At 68.3% G+C, this 21,282-nt stretch carries 16 protein-coding genes; 11 read left to right on the top strand and 5 right to left on the bottom strand.

Annotation, left to right across the window (positions count from 1 at the left end; genetic code table 11):
- Positions 1-123 precede the first annotated feature (123 nt).
- Both J7528_RS21335 and J7528_RS21330 read right to left on the bottom strand, forming a co-directional pair.
- Positions 124-1,335 (bottom strand): HAMP domain-containing sensor histidine kinase, encoded by a 1,212-nt coding sequence (locus J7528_RS21335; RefSeq protein ID WP_291878703.1) that lies wholly within the window; start codon positions 1,333-1,335, stop codon positions 124-126.
- The gene (locus J7528_RS21330) at positions 1,325-2,803 is read right to left on the bottom strand and encodes a sigma-54 dependent transcriptional regulator (RefSeq protein ID WP_291878700.1); all 1,479 of its coding nucleotides are present in this window, start codon (positions 2,801-2,803) and stop codon (positions 1,325-1,327) included. Before J7528_RS21330 ends, J7528_RS21335 begins: the two co-directional genes overlap by 11 nt.
- Before the next feature lie 19 nt (positions 2,804-2,822).
- Here J7528_RS21330 and J7528_RS21325 point away from each other — a divergent pair, with 19 nt between their 5' ends.
- The 7 genes from J7528_RS21325 (at position 2,823) to dinB (ending at position 12,310) form a co-directional block, all read left to right on the top strand.
- Entirely contained in the window at positions 2,823-4,106 is a 1,284-nt protein-coding gene (locus J7528_RS21325) for an efflux RND transporter periplasmic adaptor subunit (RefSeq protein ID WP_291878696.1), read from the top strand.
- 11 nt (positions 4,107-4,117) lie between these two features.
- Positions 4,118-4,798, top strand: a complete 681-nt coding sequence (locus J7528_RS21320; RefSeq protein WP_291878693.1) for an ABC transporter ATP-binding protein — start codon at positions 4,118-4,120, stop codon at positions 4,796-4,798.
- An 11-nt stretch (positions 4,799-4,809) separates the two neighbouring features.
- The gene (locus J7528_RS21315; protein WP_291878690.1) at positions 4,810-7,269 is read left to right on the top strand and encodes an ABC transporter permease; all 2,460 of its coding nucleotides are present in this window, start codon (positions 4,810-4,812) and stop codon (positions 7,267-7,269) included.
- Positions 7,270-7,402: 133 nt separating this feature from the next.
- Positions 7,403-8,089 (top strand): response regulator transcription factor, encoded by a 687-nt coding sequence (locus J7528_RS21310; RefSeq protein WP_291878687.1) that lies wholly within the window; start codon positions 7,403-7,405, stop codon positions 8,087-8,089.
- Positions 8,083-9,447, top strand: a complete 1,365-nt coding sequence (locus J7528_RS21305) for a HAMP domain-containing sensor histidine kinase (protein WP_291878684.1) — start codon at positions 8,083-8,085, stop codon at positions 9,445-9,447. The genes J7528_RS21310 and J7528_RS21305 overlap by 7 nt, the downstream gene beginning before the upstream one ends.
- Positions 9,448-9,629: 182 nt before the next feature.
- Positions 9,630-11,162 (top strand): serine hydrolase domain-containing protein, encoded by a 1,533-nt coding sequence (locus J7528_RS21300; RefSeq protein ID WP_291878681.1) that lies wholly within the window; start codon positions 9,630-9,632, stop codon positions 11,160-11,162.
- Positions 11,163-11,239: 77 nt separating this feature from the next.
- On the top strand, positions 11,240-12,310 hold the full coding sequence (gene dinB / locus J7528_RS21295; RefSeq protein WP_291878678.1) for a DNA polymerase IV: 1,071 nt from the start codon (positions 11,240-11,242) through the stop codon (positions 12,308-12,310).
- Here the strand turns inward: dinB and J7528_RS21290 are convergent.
- The 3 genes from J7528_RS21290 to J7528_RS21280 all read right to left on the bottom strand — a co-directional run bounded on the left by J7528_RS21290 (position 12,307) and on the right by J7528_RS21280 (position 15,090).
- The gene (locus J7528_RS21290) at positions 12,307-12,525 is read right to left on the bottom strand and encodes a hypothetical protein (RefSeq protein ID WP_291878675.1); all 219 of its coding nucleotides are present in this window, start codon (positions 12,523-12,525) and stop codon (positions 12,307-12,309) included. The genes dinB and J7528_RS21290 overlap by 4 nt on opposite strands.
- A 38-nt stretch (positions 12,526-12,563) precedes the next feature.
- Positions 12,564-14,636 (bottom strand): ATP-dependent helicase, encoded by a 2,073-nt coding sequence (locus J7528_RS21285; RefSeq protein ID WP_291878672.1) that lies wholly within the window; start codon positions 14,634-14,636, stop codon positions 12,564-12,566.
- A 214-nt stretch (positions 14,637-14,850) separates the two neighbouring features.
- Positions 14,851-15,090: a hypothetical protein gene (locus tag J7528_RS21280; protein ID WP_291878670.1), complete on the bottom strand. Its 240-nt coding sequence runs from the start codon at positions 15,088-15,090 to the stop codon at positions 14,851-14,853.
- Between the two features lie 262 nt (positions 15,091-15,352).
- Between J7528_RS21280 and J7528_RS21275 the strand changes: the two genes are divergently transcribed.
- The 4 genes from J7528_RS21275 to J7528_RS21260 all read left to right on the top strand — a co-directional run bounded on the left by J7528_RS21275 (position 15,353) and on the right by J7528_RS21260 (position 21,219).
- A complete protein-coding gene (locus J7528_RS21275) occupies positions 15,353-15,715 on the top strand; it encodes a hypothetical protein (protein WP_291878667.1) in 363 nt (120 codons plus the stop codon).
- Between the two features lie 122 nt (positions 15,716-15,837).
- Positions 15,838-16,599 (top strand): damage-inducible protein, encoded by a 762-nt coding sequence (locus tag J7528_RS21270; RefSeq protein ID WP_291878664.1) that lies wholly within the window; start codon positions 15,838-15,840, stop codon positions 16,597-16,599.
- A complete protein-coding gene (locus tag J7528_RS21265) occupies positions 16,562-18,037 on the top strand; it encodes a DUF6504 family protein (RefSeq protein WP_291878661.1) in 1,476 nt (491 codons plus the stop codon). Before J7528_RS21270 ends, J7528_RS21265 begins: the two co-directional genes overlap by 38 nt.
- An 8-nt stretch (positions 18,038-18,045) precedes the next feature.
- Positions 18,046-21,219, top strand: coding sequence for an error-prone DNA polymerase (locus J7528_RS21260; RefSeq protein WP_291878660.1), 3,174 nt, complete (start codon positions 18,046-18,048; stop codon positions 21,217-21,219).
- The last annotated feature ends 63 nt before the right edge of the window (positions 21,220-21,282 follow it).

Raw genomic sequence — 21,282 nt, 5'->3', positions numbered from 1 at the left:
CGCGCGGTCCGGCCGTCTTCGACCAAAGCGCTCGTGATCGCGACAGCCACGCCGATCGGGGTCGCGCCGGAAGCCGAACCTTGATCTGGGCGCGGCAACCCCACAGGCGAGCGCTAACGGCCCTCAAACGAGGATGGTGAAGCGTGCGCCGCCTCCGGGCGCGGCTTCCGCCACGACGTCGCCGCCATGAGCCAGAACGATTTGGCGGGTTATGGTCAGCCCAATGCCGCTGCCGCCTGGCTTGCTGCTCAGAAACGGACGGAACACCAGCGCCGGATCGAGGTCGCCAAAGCCTGAGCCGCTATCCTCGATCGTGATCTGAAAGTGCTCGCCATGATCTCGGGCCATCAAGAGCACCCAGGGCTTATCGGCTCGGGCCAATGCGGCCTCGGCGGCGTTGGTCAGGACATTGAGCACCGCCTGCGAGAGGAGCGTTCCATCCAGGCGCCCCCGCAAGCCCGACGCGATGTCAGAGCGTAGCGCCACGCCCTGTTCATCCCATCGCCCTCGGAAAAGGTGGGCCATGTCCTCCAGCAGTCGGGTCAGATCGGTCGGCGTCTTCTGAGGCTCTGGCAGCCTGGCCAGAGTGCGATAGCTGTCGACGAACCGGAGCAGTTCGGCGGAGCGACGCGACAGGCTTTCCACCGACTGCTGGGCTTGCCGCAGCGCCTCGTCCTGCCGATCGACATCGCGCAACAGCCCAGCCGCCGTCTGGGCCAAGGAGGTCACCGGCGTCATCGAGTTCATGATCTCGTGCGAGAGCACCAGCATCAGCTCTCGATGCGCGGCGGCTTCGGCCACCTGCACCTCGGCCTGGACGTCCATCAGGACCGCGATGCGCACGACGTCGCCTTCGCTGACGAGCTCGGCCATCGTCAGGGCGTAGGCGCGCGGGGAGCCGGTGATGTCCAAGCTGAGCGCTCCGCGCACGCCCGGCTCCAAACCTAGCATCGACGCCACCAGCGCCTGGGGCGGATCGACGATCACGTCGTCGGTCCCAAACATCCGCCGGGCGGCGAGATTGATCGCCTCGATACGATCTCGTCCACGCATGGCCAGCAGCGGCGCGGGGGCGTGATCGAGGAAAGCCGTCAGGGTCTTTGCCTGCCGCTCTCTGTCGAGCAGGGCGCCGTGCAGCCTTTCCTCCGTAGCCTCCAGCCCCGCCCGCGCTTCCAGCGCCTCGGCGGCGATCCGGCTGATCGCCCAGACGCCGATTCCAGCGCAGATCGCCAGGCTGGCGAAGTAGCCGGCGTTCCAGGCCGCCTGGGCGCCCGCTCCAGCCAGGAACAGGATCCCAAGGCGAATGGCCAGGCGCGAGGCGGGCTTAGAGACCATGCTTGTCCATCCGCCGGTACAGCGCCGCCCGGGTCAGACCCAGATCGCGGGCCGCGTGGCTGACATTGTAGTGGTGCTTCTGCAGCGCTTGGACGATCTTGGCCTTTTCGGCCCGTTCAAGGTTGAGATCGTCCGTCGGCGCGGCGAACCCTGATCGGCGCGACGGCGCCGGCGCGCGGCTGAGGACGAAGTCCTCGGCCGCGTAGCTTGCGCCCTCGCTCAGGATCACCGCCCGTTCCATGGCATGACGCAGCGCCCGGACGTTGCCAGGCCAGGCGTCGGCCTTGAGCGCCAACCCGGCGGCGTCCGACAAGGGCTTCTTCTCCGGACGGCCGTAGCGTCGGGCGTAGAGCTTCAAATAGTGCCTGGCCAGCTCGACGATGTCGTCCCCCCGCTCGCGCAGCGGCGGGACGATCAACTCCACGGTGTTGAGCCGATAGAGCAGATCGGCGCGAAACACGCTCTCGGAATAGAGCTGGGGGCGCGGCAGATTGGTCGCGGCGATGATCCGGGCGTTCAACGGCACGGGCGTGTCGCCGCCGACGGGCGTGACCTGGCGACGCTCGATGGCCGAGAGCAGCTTGACCTGAAGGGCGAGCGGCAAGTGGCCGACCTCGTCCAGGAACAAGGTCCCGCCATGCGCCGCGGCCAGACGTCCTGGTCGATCCTCGCCGCCGCCGCGCTGGCCAAACAATTCGGCTTCGAAATTGGCTTCGGCCAGGGCCGCCAGATCGACCGGGATAAACGGCCCTGGGGCGCGCGGCGAAGCCTGGTGGAGCGCGCGCGCGACAAGCTCCTTGCCCGAGCCGTGCTCACCCAGCACCAGGACATTGGCCTCGGTGGGTCCCGCCTTCGCGATCAAGCCGCGCAGTCGAGACATGGCCGGGCAAGAGCCCAGGAGCATCGCCTCCTGATAGGCGTCTTGGACGAGCGCGGTGTTCTCGGCCTGGAAGGCGCGGGCTTGGCGCCGACGGCGACGCAACTCCACGGCGGTCGCCACGGTCGTGGCCAGGCGCTCGTTGCTCCACGGTTTGGTGACGAAGTCGCTCGCGCCCGCCCGCATGGCGCTGACGGCGATATTGATCCCGCTGTGACCGGTGATGACCACCACCACCGCGTCGGGATCGTGGGCCAGGATATCCTGCAGGCAGCTCAACCCCTCGTCGCCCGACGTCGCGCCGCGACTGAAGTTCAAGTCCAGCAGGACCGCGTCAAAGCTGTGCTCGCCGAGCAGCTTCAGGGCGGCGGCGGGACCGCTGGCGCCATGAGGCTCCATGCCCTCGCGCGACAGCAACACCCGCACCGACTGGAGGATGTCTGGGTCGTCATCAACGACGAGAATCACAGGACGGACGGACGCGTCTTTCGTCACCAAGCCTGACCGGACAAGTGTTCGTTTTCGGACACCTGCTTCGCGCGCTTGGCCAGGAAGTGCAAGTAAACTCTCAGGGTTTGGCGATCCTCCCAACCCGCCCGCCTAATGAGGCATGGATCCGACACCCTTCTCTACAGCCCCCGGCGCGGGCATGGACCGCGTGGTCGCCCGTAAACCTCGCCGGCGCTGGCTGCCCCTTGTCCTCGGGGGCGGCGCGCTTGTCATCGCCATGGTCGCGTACCTCGTCTTTTCGCCGCCCGGCGCGCTGGCGATCGAGGCTGAGAACGCGGAAATCACCACGGTCAGGCCGGCCGCCTTCCACGACTTCGTGCCGGCCCGGGCCCAGGTCACGCCTCGGGTCACGGTGTATCTGGACGCTGTGGAGGGTGGCCGGGTCGAGCGCCTGATCGCCGCCGATGGCGCCTTGGTCGGCGCGGGCGAACTGCTCGCGACGCTGACCAACCCGCAGCTGGCGCTTGAGGTCGGCGCGCGCGAGGCCGACATCTCCGCCCGCCTGGGCGATGCGCGCGGCCAGTTGCTGCAGATCGCGCGAAGCCGCGTCGACCGCGACCGTGAGCTGGCCCAGGCGCGTTTCGACCTCCTCCAGGCCGAGCAGAAGCTGGGTGTTCGGCAGCGGCTGCACGATCAGGACATCGTGTCGGACGCCGAGCTGAAGGCTGTCACCGGCGAGGCGGCCCACCACCGCGCCAGGGTCGCGGCGCTGGAGGCTTCGATCCAGCCGGAGGTCGGCATGATGCGCGGTCAGGCCCAGGAAATCCGGCAGATGCAGTCCCAGCTGCACGACAACATGGCCTCGGTGCGCGCCAGCCTGGAGGCGCTGAAGCTGCGCGCCCCGGTGGCCGGCCGGCTGACAGCCTTCGACCTGCAGTTGGGCCAGACCGTGACCGCCGGCCAGCGCGTGGGCCAGATCGACAGCGAGAACGACTACAAGCTGACCGCCGATGTCGACGAGTACTATCTGGGTCGCGTCAATCCGGGCCAGGTCGCCACGGCGCAATATGAGGGCAAGGCCTATCGGCTGACGGTCAGCCGCATCCTGCCGCAAGTCCGCCAGGGCCGCTTCCAGATCGACCTGGCGTTCGAGGGCGCGACGCCGCCCGCCTTGCGTCGCGGCCAGAGCCTGGACCTGGAACTGACGCTCGGCGCCACGCGCCAGGCGCTCGTCCTGCCCAACGGCCCGTTCATGCAAGCCGGCGGCGGCAGCTGGGTGTTCGTTGTTGGCCCAGACGGCCGACGCGCCGCGCGCCGGGCCATCCGGGTCGGCCGGCGCAATCCGCAATATGTCGAAGTGCTCTCGGGGTTACGGCCCGGCGAGCGCGTCCTGACCTCTTCCTATGACGGGTTCGCGCAAGAAACCCGCCTCATCCTCCGCTGAAGGACGATCCGATGATCACCCTGGCCGGCGTCAATCGCCTGTACCAATCCGACGCGGTGGAGACGACCGCGCTCCGCGACATCGAGCTGAACGTCACGGCCGGCGAGTTCGTCGCGGTCATGGGTCCGTCAGGCTCAGGCAAGTCGACCTTGCTAAACGTGCTGGGCCTGATCGATCGCCCCACCGAGGGCCAGCATCTCTTCCTGAGCCACAAGGTCAGCGACATGTCCGAACGCGATCGGGCCGCCCTGCGGCGAGACAAGCTCGGCTTCATCTTCCAGAGCTTCAATCTGATCGACGAACTGACGGTCGCCGAGAACATCGAGCTGGGCCTGACCTATCGCAAGGACTCGCCGAAGAACCGCAAAGCGCTGGTCGCCGACGCCATGGACCGGGTCGGCGTGGGCCATCGCGCCAAGCACCACCCCCATCAGCTGTCGGGCGGTCAGCAGCAGCGCGCCGCCATCGCCCGCGCCATCGTCGGCGAGCCGGCCCTGCTGCTGGCCGACGAGCCGACCGGCAACCTCGACACCGCCAACGGCGCCCAGGTCATGGATATCCTCAAGAGCCTGAACCAGGAGGGCGCCACCATCGTCATGGTCACCCACTCGGCCAGCCAGGCCGATCAGGCCAAGCGGGTCGTCAACATGCTGGACGGCCGGATCGTCGCCAGCGCCCGCCGCGCGGTCTGAGGGAGAACGCCATGCTCAAGAGCTACGTCCTGACGCTCTATCGCTCGCTGCTGCGCCACAAGCTCTTCTCGGCCCTGAACATCCTGGGCCTGGCCGTGGGGCTGGCGGTGTTCCTCACCCTGACCATCGCGACGCGGTTCGAGCTCAGCTACGACCGCTGGATCCCCAACGCCGAGCGCACCTTTCGCGTCACCGGCGTGATGGACATGGCGGGACGGCCGCGCGAGGCGATCGCGCCGATCCCCGGCCCGGTCCTGCCCAACCTGCGGGCGGAGTTTGGTCCTCAGATCCAGGCGGGCGTCCGACTGCTCAACCGCGCCTTTGCGGTGCGCCGCGGCGAGCAGGCCGACTACGAGGAGATCATCTTCGCCGACGCCAGCTTCTTCGACGTCTTCGACCTTCCCTTGGCGGCGGGTGACCGGGCCCAGGCGCTTGCCGGGCCAGGCAAGCTGGTGCTGAGCCAAACCGCGGCGCGCAAATACTTTGGCGAGGCCAACGCCATGGGCGAGCGCCTGACCCTCACCCTGGACGGCCAACCGCGCGACTATGTCGTGGCCGCCGTGCTCAAGGACCTGCCCGAAAACACCCACCTGAAGATTGACTTCCTGGCCTTGCTCGACAGATCGGTCTTGCCGGAATCGGCCGAGTATCTCGACCAGTGGAACGCCACCAACTACCTGACCTATGTGCGCCTGCCGCGCGCGGCCGCCGCGACACCGATCGACGCGGCCCTGGCGGACGTCATGCGCCGGCGGGGTGGCGGGGACGTGCATGAATGGTTGGGTCTGAAGCTTGAGCCTCTCACCGACCTGCACTTCAACGCCGAGCAGATGGGCCAGTTCAAGCCCGGCGTGGATCGGCGTTTCGTCATCACCCTGCAGGTCATCGGCGTCCTGACCCTGGGGCTGGCGATCATCAACTACGTCAACCTCTCCACCGCCCGCGCGGTGCTCCGGGCCCGCGAGGTGGGGCTGCGCAAGGCCTTTGGCGCGACACGCAGCGCCCTGATGGCGCAGTTCCTGATCGAGGCGGTGATCGTCAGCCTGGTCTCGGCGCTGATCGCCTTGGCCTTGGTCGAGCTCAGCCTGCCGCTGGTCAACAGCGCCTTGGGCGGCAAGCTGCAGTTGCACTACCTCGGCGCGGACGGCGTTCTGCGCCTGCTGATCCCCGTGGCGGTCCTGGTGGGACTGGCGGCCGGCATATATCCGGCCCTGGTGCTGTCGCGCTACGAGCCCGCCGCCGTCCTGGCTTCGGCCAAGGCGCCTGGCGGCGGCCGCGCCGCGGCCCTGGTGCGTGAAGTGCTGGTCGTCGCGCAGTTCTCCGTCTCGATCGCCTTGCTCATCGCCACCGCCGTGGTCTTTGCGCAAGCCCAGTTCGTTCGACGCGCTGAGCTGGGCTTTCAGCGACAGGGCCTGATCGTGGTCCCGGGGGTGGATGGCCCCGACATCCTGCCGCGTCGTGACACGGTGCTGGCGGCGTTCCGCAGAACCGATGGCGTGACGAGCGCGACCATTTCGGGCCGCTATCCCGGGCGCGGCGGCGTCGCGCGCAGCACGAAGTTCACCCGCACCGGCTCGACGGCCGATCCGTCCCTGTCGATGGAGTTTGTCGCGCCCGACTACTTCAAGACCTTGGGCATGGGCGTGGCGGCGGGCCGGCCGCTCGACAAGACAAACGCCCTCGATGATCTTGGCCGGGTCGGCGCGGCGGACAAGGGCCGCACGGCCAATGGCGTCAATGTCGTCATCAACCAGGCGGCCGCCAAGGCGCTGGAATTTTCGACCGCTCAGGCGGCGGTCGGCCAGTGGCTGCGGGTCGGCGACGATGAACTGCGGATCGTTGGGGTGATGAAGGACGCCCGCTATGGCTCGCCTCGCGAGAAGGTGCCGCCCCTGGTCTACTTCCTCAACAGCGCCCCCGGCGCTTCGCTCACTGGCTTGGAGACGCTGATCGTTCGCTACGATGGAGACCCCGGCCTCGTCATGGAACGCCTAGCGCGCGCCTGGCGCCAAACCCTGCCCAATGCGCCGTTCAAGGGGCAAACCGTCGAGGCCGCGCTCGATCCTTTCTATCAGCCCGACGAGCGCCGCGCGCGGCTCATCACCCTTGGCGCTGTCGTCGCCTGCTTGATCGGTTGCCTGGGCCTCTATGGCTTGGCGGCGTTCAACAGCGAGCGGCGCACCAAGGAGATCGGGATCCGCAAGGTGCTGGGCGCGTCCACCGCTGACATCTTCCGTCTCCTGGCGGGCCAATTCCTGCGCCCGGTGCTGATCGCCAACCTCGTGGCCTGGCCGCTCGCCTATGGCCTGATGCGCGAGTGGTTGAACGGCTTTGACCAACGTATTTCGCTGGGTCTGGCCTATTTCGCCCTGGCGACGCTCCTGGCGCTCCTCGTCGCCCTGCTGACCGTCTGCGGCCAGGCCTTCAAGGTCGCGCGCGCCGATCCCGCCGCGGCGCTTCGGTACGAATAGGGACACGGGCGCGCGCGGCCTCCCCGCGCGCGCCCATCGCCCCATGCGCCGCGGGGCGCAGCCGACCAGCCCTTTCCCATTCATCGACGCTGGCGCCAGCTTGCCGACAGGTTCGTCCTATAGGATCGCGCCTATGAACGAGGGTTCGCGCATCTTGCTGGTCGAGGACGATCCCGCGCTTGGCGCGGCGCTCGTCTGCGCGCTCGAACAGGACCGTTGGCCGGTGGACCATGTCACCACGCTCGCCGACGCCTTCGAGGCGATCCTGCAGCGGTCGTATCGGGTGATCCTGCTCGACCGCGGCCTGCCCGATGGGGATGGGGTCGCCCTCGTCGCGGCCGCAAAATCCCGCAAGCCGCGGCCCGCCATCATCTTCGTGACGGCGCGCGACGCCGTCACCGACCGGATTGAGGGCCTGGACGCGGGCGCTGACGACTATCTGGTCAAGCCGTTTTCGGTCGCGGAACTGAATGCGCGGCTGCGCGCGGTCTATCGGCGGCCGGCCGACCACGGAGACAGACGCCTCATCGAAGCTGGCCGCCTGGCCTTCGACCCCGTCAGCCGAGAAGTTCGCCTGGCGGAACGGCCGCTCGCGCTTGCCCGTCGTGAACTGGCCTTGCTGGCGGTGCTGATCCAAAGGTCGGGCCGGGTGGTCCAGAGGGCGCAATTGGAGTTGGAGATCTACGGCCTGGACGAGGAGGTCTCGGCCAATGCGCTCGAGACCCAAGTCTCAAGGCTGCGGCGTCGGTTGGAGGTCGAGGGCGCGGGGGTTGAGCTTCGGACGATTAGGGGCGTGGGCTACATGCTGCGACCATGCTGAGTTGGCCGCGCTCGCTGGCCCTGCGCGCCGTGGCCGCCCTGCTGGCGGTGCACGTGCTCACCATCGTCCTAGGTCTTGGCCTTGGAATGCTGGAGGGCCGCAAGACGCCGTACGCCGGCGCGGACGTGGCGCTCGAACTGGCCGTCAAGGACCTCGCCTTCGACGGCCGCCAATGGATCTTCCCCCCTGACGGCGACTTCGCGACGCTGGCCGCCAAGAACCCGTCTCTGTGGCTGATCGGCCGCGATGAGCATCACCTGGTTGTCGTGGGAGCTCCGCCGCCCGCCGCCCGAAGGTTGGTCGGGCTCGCTGGCGTCGAGCCCTCCCCCGACGGCGCCGATGACGGCTTTGGGGCCCTTTTGTCCGACGCGGTGATCGAGCGCGAGCAGATCGGCGGTCGCGCGATCCTCTTGGCGAGCGGCGGCGTGGATCCGGCGACGATCACGTCAAAGGACATCCTGCGGACGTACGCGCTGGCCCCCGCGGTCGCCCTTTGTCTCGGCTTTGGCGGACTGGGATTGATCGCGGTCTTCCTGGCGATCCCGCTGTTGTCACGCGCCGTCCGACCGATCGCCCAGGCCGCGGCGTCGATCCATCCCGACGACCTCGCAAGCCGGCTCGACGAGAACCGCGCCCCGCTCGAGCTCTTGCCGCTTGCCCGGGCGTTCAATGGCGCGCTCGATCGCCTGCAGGCCGAACTTCGTCGTCGAAAGCGTCTCATCTCCAATGTGGCCCACGAGCTGCGCACCCCTCTGGCCGTTCTCTCACTCCGCGCCGACACTCTCTCGGGTCCCGCTGGGGAGCGCGAGGCGCTGCGCGCGGCGGTCGGACGCATCGCCCGACTCGTCGAGCAGATGCTCGACCTGGAACGCCTCTCGCTGCCGGCTGGTCCGCGCACCGCGATCGAGCTGACCCAATTGGCGCGGGCGGTGATCTCGGAGCTGGCCCCGATGGCGTTGAGCACCGGCTATGACCTGGCGCTGGACGCTCCGGCGGCGCCCGTGACGGTTTTGGCCGAACGCCAGGCATTGGAGCGCGCCCTGACCAATCTTGTGAGCAACGCGATCCTGCATGGCGGCGGCCGCGGCCTGATCAGCGTCCGGGTCGGCCAGGCATGGCTTGAGGTCAGCGATGAAGGACAAGGCATCCCAACGTCGCTGGAACCGCGTCTCTTCGAAGCCTTCGCGCGCGGCAGCGGCGACAGCGAGGGGTCTGGCCTGGGCTTACATCTGACGCGGGAGATCATGCGGGCGCTGGGCGGCGAGGTTTGCTGGCGCCGCGAGGGCTCCCGAACGGTCTTCAGGCTCGAGTTCCCGGCAACGTTGACCTTGAGCGCCCAGCCCCCCACGACCTTCTGATCTCCCCGCCGGGGTCTCCCAAGGCCATGGCTGGCGACCGGTCCAGCTGGCGGCGAAACCTGTCGGCAGGCTGTCGCCTCGCGGTCTTCAGCGTCAGGTGACCGCCAGTCGCCGTCGCTATGGCTTGCAGGCCGCCCGCCCACTCTGGCGGCGGCCCAGCACCCGAAAAGGCGGAGCAGACAATGTCGATCAGCAGCTACCGGATTACGCTCGTCAGCCTTGCGGCCCTGAGCCTGAGCTTTGCCGCGACGGCGGCCACGGCGCGGATCAGCGACCCGCCCGCGGTCGATACCGCTCAGGGCGCCGCGACGCCCCACCCCTTCGAGGACGTGCGGAAGGTCATCCTCAAGACGCTTGAGGAAGCCAAGGTCCCCTCCATCGCCGTCGCCGTTGTCCAGGATGGCAAGATCATCTGGGAAGAGGGGTTTGGCTGGGCCGACAAGGAACAGAAAATCCCGGCGACGGCGCACACCGCCTATTCGCTCGCCTCGATGACCAAACCGATCACGGCCACGGCGGTGATGAAGCTTCGCGAGGCCGGCAAGCTTGATATCGACGCGCCGATCGAACGGTACCTGGGCGGCGTCAAACTCGCCGGCCGGGCGGGGAGCACGAAGGCCGTGACCGCGCGCCGCATCATGGCCCATTCGGCGGGCCTTCCACAGTACGGCAACTTCTATCTCGATGGCGCCGAACCCGCCGGCTCCAAGGAGACGATCGCGAAGTTCGGGATCGTGGTCTTCCCGCCAAACACCCGATTTGAATATTCCAACATCGGCATGAGGATCCTCGACGCCGCCATCGCACAGATGTCAGGCCTCTCCTACGGCGCGTACCTAGAACGCGAGATCTTCAAACCCCTGGGCATGACAGACAGCGCGCTGGGCCTGCCGCCCGGCGCGCGGGCCGCCATGCGCTACGACCATGACCGCCATCCCATGCGCTTCTACCGGACCGACCATCCCGGCTCGGGCGACGTGTGGGCCAGCGCTCACGACATGGCGCGATTCCTCGCCTTCCACATGGGCGCGCCCCTCCCCGACCAGGCGGCGATCCTTCGCGCCGCGACGCGTCTGGAAATGCAGCGCGCGGCCAGTCCCATGCCGATGCCGACACCGCCGGGCGCTCCGCGCCGGGATATCGCCGCCAATTGGATCGTGACGACCATCAATGGCCACCCTCAGGTCTGGCACTCGGGAGGGCAGCCGGGCGTCAGCACCTTCATGACCATGTACCCCGACCAGAAGCTGGCATTCGTGATCCTCGCCAATTCCTCCGCGCCCTTGGGCCGGGTCGGGCAGGCCATCCGCGCGGCGATCGCGCCGGAGGTGTTGGAGCCGACAACCGAGCCGTCGACCGCCTCCCCCCAACCCGTTCCGTTTCACGGCAAGTGGATCGGGACCGCCACGAGCTACGCTGGCGAGCAGCCCCTCGTCTTGACCTTCGAGACGACGGGCGAAATCAAGGTGCAGCTTGACGACCAGCCTCGCGCCGCCTTGATCAAGCCCGCGTTCGAGAACGGCGCCCTCACGGCGCGGTTCGACGGGCGGAGCAATATCCCAGAGGCGGCAAGGGCCGAGCATGGCCTTTCGCTGAAACTTATCCTCGTCAAAGGCGAGCTCGTGGGCCAGATGGTCGCCCAGGGCATGAACGACAAGACGGTGTTCATGCTGCCAAGCTTTGTTCGCCTCCACGCCGCGTCGGAGACACGCTAGCGGCGCCTTCATCCAGGAACTTACCTCGCTGAAGACGAAAGTTCCGGTTTCGTTCACGGGATGCTAAAGCTCGCGACATGGACTTGCCGGCTCGAAAGATCATCCACATCGACATGGACGCCTTCTACGCGTCGGTCGAACAGCGCGATAATCCGGACCTGCGCGGCAAGCCGGTCGTGGTCGGCTCGCCGGCCGCGCGCGGGGTGATCGCCGCGGCCAGCTACGAGGCCCGGCAATTTGGCGTACGCTCGGCCATGCCGTCCAGCACCGCATTGAGGAAGTGCCCGCAGCTGATCTTCGTGCCCCACCGGTTCGAAGTCTATCGGGCCGTCTCGCGCCAGATCCACGAGATCTTCGCCGACTTCACCGATCTCATCGAGCCCTTGTCGTTGGATGAGGCCTATCTCGACGTCAGCGCCGACAAGGCGGGGGTTGGTAACGCCACCGAGACGGCCCGTCGGATCCGGGCGCGCATCCTGGAGGAGACGGGCCTGACCGCCTCGGCGGGGATTTCCTACAACAAGTTCCTGGCCAAGATGGCCAGCGACCAGAACAAGCCCAACGGCCAGTTCGTGGTCGGACCAGGCCAAGGCGAGGCCTTCACCCGCACCCTGCCGATCGGCCGCTTCTACGGCGTGGGCCAGGTCACCGAAGCCAAGATGAGGGGTTTGGGCATCGAGACCGGCGAGGACCTGCATCGGCAGAGCCTGGAGTTCCTGGTCCGTCACTTTGGCCGCTTGGGCCCGTGGTTCTTCGGCATCGCGCGGGGGATCGACGAGCGGCCGGTCAATCCAGACCGCGAGCGCAAGTCCTCGGGGTCGGAGACGACCTTCGAGACCGACCTCCTCGACACCGACCGCATAGAGGCCGAGATCGCCGCCCTGGCCAACAAGGTCTTTGCCTGGTGCCAGAAGGCCAACGCCTATGGCCGCACCGCGACGGTGAAGATCAAATATGCCGACTTCGAGCAGGCCACGCGTCGCCGCTCGCTGCCCAGCGTGATCGGCGAGGCCGACACACTCAGGCTCCTGGCCCAGGACCTGGTCCGCTCGGTCTACCCGCTGCGCGCGGGCGTGCGTCTCCTGGGCGTCACCGTCTCCAGCTTCGAGACGCCGCCGCCGGCGGTGCAGGCCGCCCTGCCCGTCTAGCGCATCGTCCAGGGCCGCACGATCAGCACCATGACCGTGAAGAGGCCGACAAAGAGCGCTGGCGCAAACATCGGCGATAGGGCGGCTTCGAGATGCTGGACGATCGTGGTCAACACCAGGGTCGGCATGACGGCCGTCAGCAGACAGCCAAGCCAGGCGATGGGCTCGCGCCAAGGCCGTGGACCGGCCGGTTCGTTGTCGTCATGCCACCCCATAGGCGCCACCCTAACGCGGGCTCGACGCGGCCGGCCAGCTACTTCCACATCCCCCGCATCTGCGCGGCCAGGTTCACGGTCACGGCCGGCGCGGTGCGCGTGCGGTCCTCGTGATCGACGATCGGCCAGCTCGTCCTGTCGAACAGGCCCAAGAGACTTTTCGGAATGAAGCGGGTGCGATTGGCCAGGACGTGCCGATCCCCGGTCGGACTTTGGCCATGGGTGTAGAAGCGCTGGGGGGTCACCAGGCTGAGGTCTTCCTTGGCGCGGGTCATGGCCACGTAGAGCAGGCGCCTTTCCTCCTCCAGCTCGGCGGCCGCGCCGGTTCCCAGATCCGACGGAATGCAGCCATCGACCGCGTTGAGCAGGTAGACCGCCTTCCACTCCTGCCCCTTGGCCGAATGGATGGTCGACAAGATCAGGTAATCCTCGTCGAGCAGCGGCACGCCGGCCTGGTCGCTGGTCGCGTCGGGCGGGTCCAGGGTCAGTTCGGTCAGGAACTTTTCGCGCGAGGCGTAGCCGCCGGCGATCTGCTCCAACTGCCAAAGGTCGGCCAGACGCGTTTCGGCGTCTTCGTGCATGCGCTCCAGGTGCGGCTCATACCAGATCCGCGCCCGCTCCAGCTCGGCGGGCCAGGGCGCATCGCCCTGACGGAGGTCGCGCACGACACCCACGAAAGCATCAAACCCCGCAGCCGCCTTGCTTGGCCTGGGCGCGGTCTCCAGGGCCAGCACCAGATCCGGGCCGGCATCGACATGGTCGAGGATCTTGCTGGCCGAGGCCGGCCCGATGCCGGCCAAGAGATTCATCAGGCGAAAGCCCGAAACCCGGTCGCGCGGGTTCTGCACAAAGCGCAGCAAGGCCATCAGGTCCTTGATGTGGGCCGCGTCCAGGAACTTCAGGCCGCCGAACTTCACGAACGGAATGTTGCGCCGCGTCAGCTCCACCTCGAGCGGGCCAGAATGGCTGGAGGTGCGAAACAGCACCGCCTGGTGCTTGAGGCGCGTGCCTTCTTCGCGCCGGGCCAGCACCTGCTCGACGATGTAGCGGGCCTGGTCGGCCTCGCCGCGCACGGTGACCAAAGCGGGCCGACCGCCGCCTTGCTTGTCGGTCCAAAGGTTCTTGGTGAAGCGCTCGGCCGCCAGTTCGATCACCGCGTTGGCCGCTGTCAGGATGCCCTGGGTGGAGCGGTAGTTTCGGTCCAGGGTGACGATCTGGGCCGGCGGGTCGAAGGCCTTTGGAAAGTCGAGGATGTTGCGCACGGTGGCGGCGCGGAAGGCGTAGATCGACTGGGCGTCGTCGCCGACCACGGTCAGGCCCGCGCCCGTCGGCTTCAGCGCCAGCAGGATCCCGGCCTGCAGGGCGTTGGTGTCCTGATACTCGTCGACCAGAACATGATCAAAGCGCTCGGCCAGATCCGCCGCCAGAACCGGGTGGGCCATCATCTGCGACCACCAGAGCAGCAGGTCGTCATAGTCGAGCACGTTCTGGGCCTGCTTGGCCTCGACATAGGCGGCAAACAGCGCCCTGAGCTCGGCGACCCAGGCGTTGCACCACGGAAAGGTCTTGGCCAGGACGGTCTCGATCGGCCTTTGGCTGTTGACGCAGCGCGAGTAGATCGAAAGGCACGTCCCCTTGGTTGGGAACCGGTTTTCCATCTTGGAATAGCCAAGCTGATGCCGCACCAGGTTCATCAGGTCGGCGGCGTCCTCGCGATCGTGGATGGTGAAGGCCGGGTCCAGGCCGATGGCCTCGGCGTGCTCGCGCAGGATCCGCGCCCCGATTCCGTGGAAGGTCCCGGCCCAGACCAGCGCCTCGGTCAGGGCGTGGGCCTTGTCGCCCATAACCTTGCGGCCGATGCGTTCGACGCGCCGGATCATCTCGCTGGCCGCGCGGCGCGAGAAGGTCATCAGGAGAATGCGGCGCGGATCGGCGCCATTCATCAACAGGTGAGCGACCCGGTGGGCCAGGGTGTTGGTCTTGCCCGAGCCGGCCCCGGCGATGACCAGCAAGGGAGGCCCCGGCGTGGTGTCAGCCGGCGCGACGCCATGCTCGACGGCCCGGCGCTGCTGGTCGTTGAGACCGTCGAGATAGGCGAAGGCAGCGGACACGGGACTCGATCGCGAGGAAACGGAACGGGAACGAAATTCGCAGGTTCGCCAGGCCTTCGCAATGGGCGTGGCGGCAACCGGGCCGCATGCCGGGACCGTTGCGGTTCAAAGTGGTGACCCTGTCTGATCCGATCGTCCCGCTCGAGGATCGACCAGGCCGGCCGACGCCGGCTCAGGCGATGATCGGCCCCAAGACACGCCCGCTCAATGACGCCTAGGGCGTGATCTCGGGCGCGTCGCCGCTCGCATCGCCCCGGGGCCAGGCGCGAACGCCGTCGCGGGCGATCTTCTCGACCAGCTTTTCGTCCTGCCACACCTCGACGACAGCGGTGCTGGCGTGCTCGCGCAGGAGGTTGAAGGCGTGCGAGCGGATCGCCTCGGCGTCGATCGGTTGGGGATCGACGAAGGTGGCGACCTGATTGTCGGTCAGACAGATGAAGGTGTAGCTGCTCAACACGATCCTCACGGGCGGCGACGCTATCAGATCGCGCGGGCTTCGCCGTCCGCTAGCCGACCTTCGCCATAGATTCCGAACCGGTCCAGTAATGTCCTCGCCAGCGTCTCGAACCGCTTGGCCATCGCGGCGGCGCCCGCGACGCCGTCACGGCCGCCCGCCTGACCTCCTCAAAGCGGGGCCTGACAAGCGCTTCGCTTAAGCTTTGTTGACGGTGCGCGTCGGATGTCCTCGCCGTCCATTGGGACGGGAAGGCGGCGTCATGGTCGAGACAACCTTTGTCAATCTGGCGATGTCCGTCGGCGTCGCCGCCAAGATCGCCGCGCTGTCGGCCGATTGCGATCGGGCGCTCGCCGCGCTCTCGAACCAGGACGGCGCACGGTGGTCGTCGCGCCTTGAGGACCAGCGGCAACTGCTGCGCAATCCGACCTTGCGCGCCATCGTCGCCCTGACGACTCGCCTCGCCGAAGAACAGCCGGGCCTTGCCGCGCCCGTCGCCCCCGCCCTGGCGAAGTTGATCGAGCGGCATCCGGAGTTCGCGCCCTACTATGCGCGTGTCCAGGCTCTGCAACCGGCAGGCCTTCCCCGCACGGCGTCAAAAGCGGACGCCGCCAAAAAATTCTGATTCCTCGCAAAGCCTTGCGCCACCGGGAATCTTGACCTTGCAACGCCGCAAGGTCGCACCCTGCCGCCGTTGACTCCGCATCGGCGACAAGAACAAAGATGGAACAAGATCGTTCTGTCAGCATGTCATTGTCCCTCTCCTCGCCCGCGCTGGACGCGCTCCGCCGTCAGGTCCGGTCTATCGAGACCGCCGACCAGACGCGGCGCGAGGTGCTGCCGTTCGGGGTTCCGCAGATCGACCAACGCCTGCCGGGCGGCGGGCTGGCGCACGGCGCCTTGCACGAGGTCGCGGGCGGCGCGGATGACGCGCTCCATGGGGCGAGCGCCGCGGCCTTCGCCGCCGGCATTCTCGCCAGAGCCGAGGGGCCGGTGCTGTGGTGCCGTCGATATGCCGACCTTTTCGCCCCGTCCCTGGCCCAGGTGGGCCTGGCGCCGGACCGGGTGATCTTCGCCGACGCCGGCGACGAGGCCGGGGTGCTGGCGGCGATGGAAGAAGGGCTCAGACATCCGGGTCTGGCCGGCGTCGTCGGCGAGGTCGCCAAGCTCTCCATGACCGCCTCGCGAAGGCTGCAGCTGGCGGCCGAGAAAAGCGGCCAGCTGGCCGTGGCGATCCGGCGCTGGAAGCGGGTCGCTGACGCGGCCGACCTGGGCCAGCCCACCGCGGCCATGACCAGGTGGCGGGTCTCGACCCTGCCCTCACCGCTTCTCCCCGTGCCCGGCGTGGGTCCCCAACGCTGGTTTCTCGAACTTCTCCGCTGCCGCGCCGGCGACGCCTTCGACATTGAGCTGGAAGCCTGTGACGCCAAGGGTCATCTCCATCTACCTGCCCCACTGGTCGACCGATCGGTTGGCGAGATCGCAGGGCAAGGCCGCGCCGCCGCCTGAGACGCCGGTGGCGATGATCGGCCGCCGCAACCGCGCGCGGGTGGTCGCGGCGATGAATCCGGCCGCCGCCCAGTTGGGCCTCCGTCTGGGACAGGCGGTGGCCCACGCGACCGCCGCCACACCAGGCCTGGTCCTGCACGCGCTGGACGCCGCGGACGACGCCGCCGCCCTGCATCGCCTCGCCCTCTGGGCCCAGAAGCTCTACTCGCCGGTCGTGGCGGCCGATGGCGCTGATGGCCTGGTGATCGAGGCCAGCGGCTGCGCCCATCGCTTCGGCGGCGAGGAGAAGATGTTGATCGATCTCCGCGCGCGGCTGACCAGGGCAGGGTTTGGCGTCAGCATCGCCATGGCCGACAGCTGGGGCGGCGCTCATGCCTTGGCCCGCTGGAGTCGGCGCGCGATCTTCGTCGCCGCCCCGGGAGGCACCGGCCGCGAGCTCGCCGCCCTGCCGGTCGCGGCCCTGCGCCTGCCCCACGACCTCGTCCAGACCCTTTCCGGCGTTGGCTTCGACACCATCGCCGAGCTGGAGCAGACGCCCAAGGGCCCGCTGGCCAAGCGCTATGGGCTGGAGCCGGTTCGCCGCCTCGATCAGGCCTTCGGCCGCGTCGCCGAACCGATCCAGCCCGTGATGGCCCCGGAAACCAAGGCCGTGAGCCGGGTCTTCGCCGAACCGATCGGCGCGCCCGAGACCCTGGCGCGCTATCTCACCGACCTCACGAGCAGCCTGTGCGGCGCGCTGGAAGAGGCCAGCCTCGGCGCCCTGCGGCTCGACGCCTATTTCATCCGGGTCGACAATCGCATCGAGACGGTGCGTCTGGGCCTGGCCAAGCCTTCGCGCGACGCGCCCCGTCTGGCCAAACTGCTCTGCGGCAAGCTGGAGACCGTCGATCCGGGCTTCGGCGTCGAGAAGATGATGCTCGCCGCCCCTGGGGCCGAGCCCCTGGTCTACCACCAGGCCCAAGCCCTGGGCGGCCGGGCGCCCGCGCCGGATCTGGCCGCCCTGGTCGACACCCTGGCCACGCGCCTGGGGCCTGAGAACGTCTACAGCCTGGCCAGCGTCGATAGCGACATTCCCGAACGCTCGGTGCGCAAGGCCTCGGCGCTGGACCCGCTGGCCACCCATTCCTGGCCGATCGATTGGCCAAGGCCTTCACGTCTGCTGGGCCGCCCCGAACCGATCGAGACCATCGCCCTCTTGCCCGACGCCCCGCCCAACCTCTTCACCTGGCGCGGCAAGCGCCGGCGCGTGCGCTGCGCCGACGGGCCCGAGCGCGTCTATGGCGAATGGTGGAAGCGCGACGCCGAGCTCTCGACCTCGCGCGACTATTTCCAGGTCGAGGATGAGGGCGGCGAGCGGTTCTGGATCTTCCGGGACGGCGACGGCGAACATGCCGACAGCGGCAGCCAGCGCTGGTTCATGCATGGCCTGTTCGGATGAGCGGCCCAATGTCCGATGCCGAAGACCTTGGCGCCTATGTCGAGCTGCAGTGCGCCTCGCACTTCTCGCTCCTGCGCGGCGTATCCTCGCCGGGCGAGCTGTTCGAAGAGGCCGCCCGACTGGGCTACCGCGCCCTGGCGATTTGCGATCGCAACAGCCTGGCCGGCGTGGTGCGCGCCCATGTGGCGGCCAGGGCCACGGGCGTGCGGCTGATCATCGGCTGCGAGCTGGCCTTGAATGACGGCACGATCTTGCTGGTGCTGCCCACCGACCGGGCCGCCTACGCCCGGCTCTGCCGGCTGCTGTCCCTGGGCAAGAGCCGGGCCGGCAAGGGCGAGTGCGACCTGGGCCTGGACGATGTCGCCGCCCATGCCGAGGGCCTGATCGCCATCCTTGTCCCCGACCGCGCCGACGAGACCTGCCGCCTGCGGCTAAGGAAGATCGCCGCGATCTTCGGTCCAAACGCCCACGTCGCCCTGACCCTCAGGCGTCGACCCAACGACGCCCTGCGGCTCTATCAGCTCGACCAGCTGGCCCGCGCGGCCGGGGTCACCCCCGTGGTGACCAATCGCGTCCTCATGCATCGGCGCGAGCTGCGGTTGCTGCAGGACGTCGTCACCTGCATCCGCGAAAAGACCACTATCGACGATGCCGGCTTTCGACGCGAACGTGACGCCGACCGCCAGCTGCTGGCCCCTGCAGAAATCCAGCGCCGGTTCTCGCGCCTCGGATCGGCCTTCGACATCGCCGGCGCCATCGCCGCCTCGACCCGGATCGCCGGTCGCTGCGGGTTCTCGCTCGACCAGCTGACCTACCAGTATCCCCACGAGGTGGTGGAGGCGGGCCGCACGGCCCAGGAGACCCTGGAGCGCCTGACCTGGGAAGGCGCGGCCCAGCGCTTTCCCGACGGGGTGACGCCAGAGGTCGAGCGTCTGCTGCGCCATGAACTGAAGCTCATCGGCCAGCTGGGCTATGCCCCCTACTTCCTGACCGTCAACGCCATCGTCCGCTTCGCCCGCAGCCAGGACATCCTCTGCCAGGGCCGCGGCTCGGCCGCCAACTCGTCGGTCTGCTACGTGCTGGGCATCACCAGCATCGACCCCGAGCGCAACGATCTGCTGTTCGAGCGTTTTGTCAGCCAGGAGCGTGACGAGCCGCCGGACATCGACGTCGACTTCGAACACGGTCGGCGCGAAACGGTGATGCAGTGGGTGTTCGAGACCTATGGCCGCCACCGCTCAGCCATCGTCGCGGTCGTCCAGCGCTTCCGCCCCAAGGGCGCGGTCAAGGACGTCGGCAAGGTCCTGGGCCTGCCCGAGGACATGACCGAGGCCCTGGGCAACCAGGTCTGGAGCTTCTCGCGCGAGCAGATCGAGGAAAAGCACGCCCGCGACGTCGGCCTGGATCTGACCGATCGGCGCCTGCGCCTGACGCTGGAGCTGGCGGCCCTGCTGCTCAACACCCCACGCCACTTCTCCCAGCATCCCGGCGGCTTCGTCCTGACCGAGGACCGGCTCGACGAGCTGGTGCCGATCGAGCCGGCCCGCATGGACGGCCGCCAGATCATCGAGTGGGACAAGGACGACATCGACGAGCTGAAGTTCATGAAGGTCGACTGCCTGGCGCTGGGCATGCTGACCTGTCTGAAGCGCGGCCTGGACCTGCTGGCCGATCACAAGGGCATTCAGCTGGACCTGGCCACCATCCCGCCAGAGGATCCGCGCACCTACGCGATGATCCGGCGGGCCGACACCCTGGGCGTCTTCCAGATCGAGAGCCGAGCCCAGATGGCCATGCTGCCCAGGCTCAAGCCCCGCAGCTTCTACGATCTGGTCATCGAGGTCGCCATTGTCCGGCCTGGCCCGATCCAGGGCGACATGGTCCACCCCTATCTGCGCCGGCGCGAGGGCAAGGAGAAGGTCAGCTACCCCAAGCCGGAACTGGAGAAGGTGCTGGGCAAGACCCTCGGCGTGCCGCTCTTCCAGGAGCAGGCCATGCGGGTGGCCATCGAGTGCGCCGGCTTCACGCCCGGCGAGGCCGACCAGCTGCGCCGGGCCATGGCCACCTTCAAGTTCACCGGCGGGGTCAGCCATTTCCGCGACAAGCTGGTCGGCGGCATGGTCGCGCGCGGCTATGATGAGGCCTTCGCCCTGCAGACCTTCAGCCAGCTGGAGGGATTTGGCAGCTATGGCTTTCCGGAAAGCCATGCGGCCAGCTTCGCGCTCCTGGCCTACGCCTCCAGCTGGCTCAAGCGCCACCACCCCGACATCTTCTGCGCGGCCCTGCTCAACAGCCAGCCGATGGGCTTCTACCAGCCCTCCGACATCGTCGACGACGCCAAGGCCCACGGCGTCGAGATCCGGCCGATCTGCGTCAACGCCTCGCGTTGGGACTGCACGCTCGAACCCATCGGCCAGACCGGGCGGTTCGCCGTGCGCCTGGGCTTGAGACTGGTCCGAGGGCTGCGCGAGGACGAGGCCGCGCGCATCGTCCTGGCCCGCGCCGACGCCCCTTATGTCTCGATCGACGACGTCTGGCGCCGGTCCGGCGCCATGACCGCCTCGCTCGATCGCCTGGCCAAGGCCGACGCCTTCGCCCCGTCGATGGTCCTGCCGCGCCGCGCGGTGACCTGGACGATCAAGGCCCTGTCCGATGCGCCCCTGCCGTTGTTCGATCATGGCCAGGTTGCCGAACTGAACGAGCCCGAGCCGGCGCTCAAGCCCATGACCGAGGGCCGCCAGATCATCGAGGACCTGCACAATGTCGGCCTGTCGCTGCGCCGCCATCCCCTGGCCCTGCTGCGTCCAGAGCTGGAGGCCCTGGGCCGCGTGCCCTGCCAGGTCGCCGCCACCGCCCGCGATGGGCGCCACGTGCGCACCGCCGGTCTCGTCATGGTTCGGCAGATGCCCGGGACGGCCAAGGGCGTGATGTTCATGACCATCAAGGACGAAACGGGCGTCTCCAACCTGGTGATCTGGAAGACGCTCTACGAAAAGCAGCGGCGCATCGCGCTCGGCGCTCATCTGATCGGCGTCGACGGCCGCATCCAGCGCGAGGGCGATGTCGTCCACCTCGTCGCCGACAAGCTTCACGACCTCAATGCGGTCCTGGGCGACCTGCAGGATCGCGGGGCCGACGCCGGCGACTTGGCCTGGGCCCGGCGCAGCCGAAACTTCTGCTAGGCTGGCGGCCCGCCAATCCCCAGCAGAGCCAAGACAAGCCGCCGCGGATCATCCCGCCAACCC

Source organism: Caulobacter sp. (assembly GCF_017744445.1).
In the GTDB taxonomy this organism is placed as follows: Bacteria; Pseudomonadota; Alphaproteobacteria; order Caulobacterales; family Caulobacteraceae; genus Caulobacter.
Note: the sequence above shows the minus strand (reverse complement) of the source record. Positions and strands in the feature narration are given on the sequence as shown.

Excerpts from the sequence above, each read along its gene's own strand:
- J7528_RS21335 (WP_291878703.1), bottom strand. The coding sequence starts at position 1,335 with ATGGTCTCTAAGCCCGCCTCGCGCCTGGCCATTCGCCTTGGGATCCTG.
- J7528_RS21325 (WP_291878696.1), top strand. The coding sequence starts at position 2,823 with ATGGATCCGACACCCTTCTCTACAGCCCCCGGCGCGGGCATGGACCGC.
- J7528_RS21320 (WP_291878693.1), top strand. The coding sequence starts at position 4,118 with ATGATCACCCTGGCCGGCGTCAATCGCCTGTACCAATCCGACGCGGTG.
- J7528_RS21315 (WP_291878690.1), top strand. The coding sequence starts at position 4,810 with ATGCTCAAGAGCTACGTCCTGACGCTCTATCGCTCGCTGCTGCGCCAC.
- J7528_RS21310 (WP_291878687.1), top strand. The coding sequence starts at position 7,403 with ATGAACGAGGGTTCGCGCATCTTGCTGGTCGAGGACGATCCCGCGCTT.
- J7528_RS21305 (WP_291878684.1), top strand. The coding sequence starts at position 8,083 with ATGCTGAGTTGGCCGCGCTCGCTGGCCCTGCGCGCCGTGGCCGCCCTG.
- J7528_RS21300 (WP_291878681.1), top strand. The coding sequence starts at position 9,630 with ATGTCGATCAGCAGCTACCGGATTACGCTCGTCAGCCTTGCGGCCCTG.
- dinB (WP_291878678.1), top strand. The coding sequence starts at position 11,240 with ATGGACTTGCCGGCTCGAAAGATCATCCACATCGACATGGACGCCTTC.
- J7528_RS21290 (WP_291878675.1), bottom strand. The coding sequence starts at position 12,525 with ATGGGGTGGCATGACGACAACGAACCGGCCGGTCCACGGCCTTGGCGC.
- J7528_RS21275 (WP_291878667.1), top strand. The coding sequence starts at position 15,353 with ATGGTCGAGACAACCTTTGTCAATCTGGCGATGTCCGTCGGCGTCGCC.
- J7528_RS21270 (WP_291878664.1), top strand. The coding sequence starts at position 15,838 with ATGTCATTGTCCCTCTCCTCGCCCGCGCTGGACGCGCTCCGCCGTCAG.
- J7528_RS21260 (WP_291878660.1), top strand. The coding sequence starts at position 18,046 with ATGTCCGATGCCGAAGACCTTGGCGCCTATGTCGAGCTGCAGTGCGCC.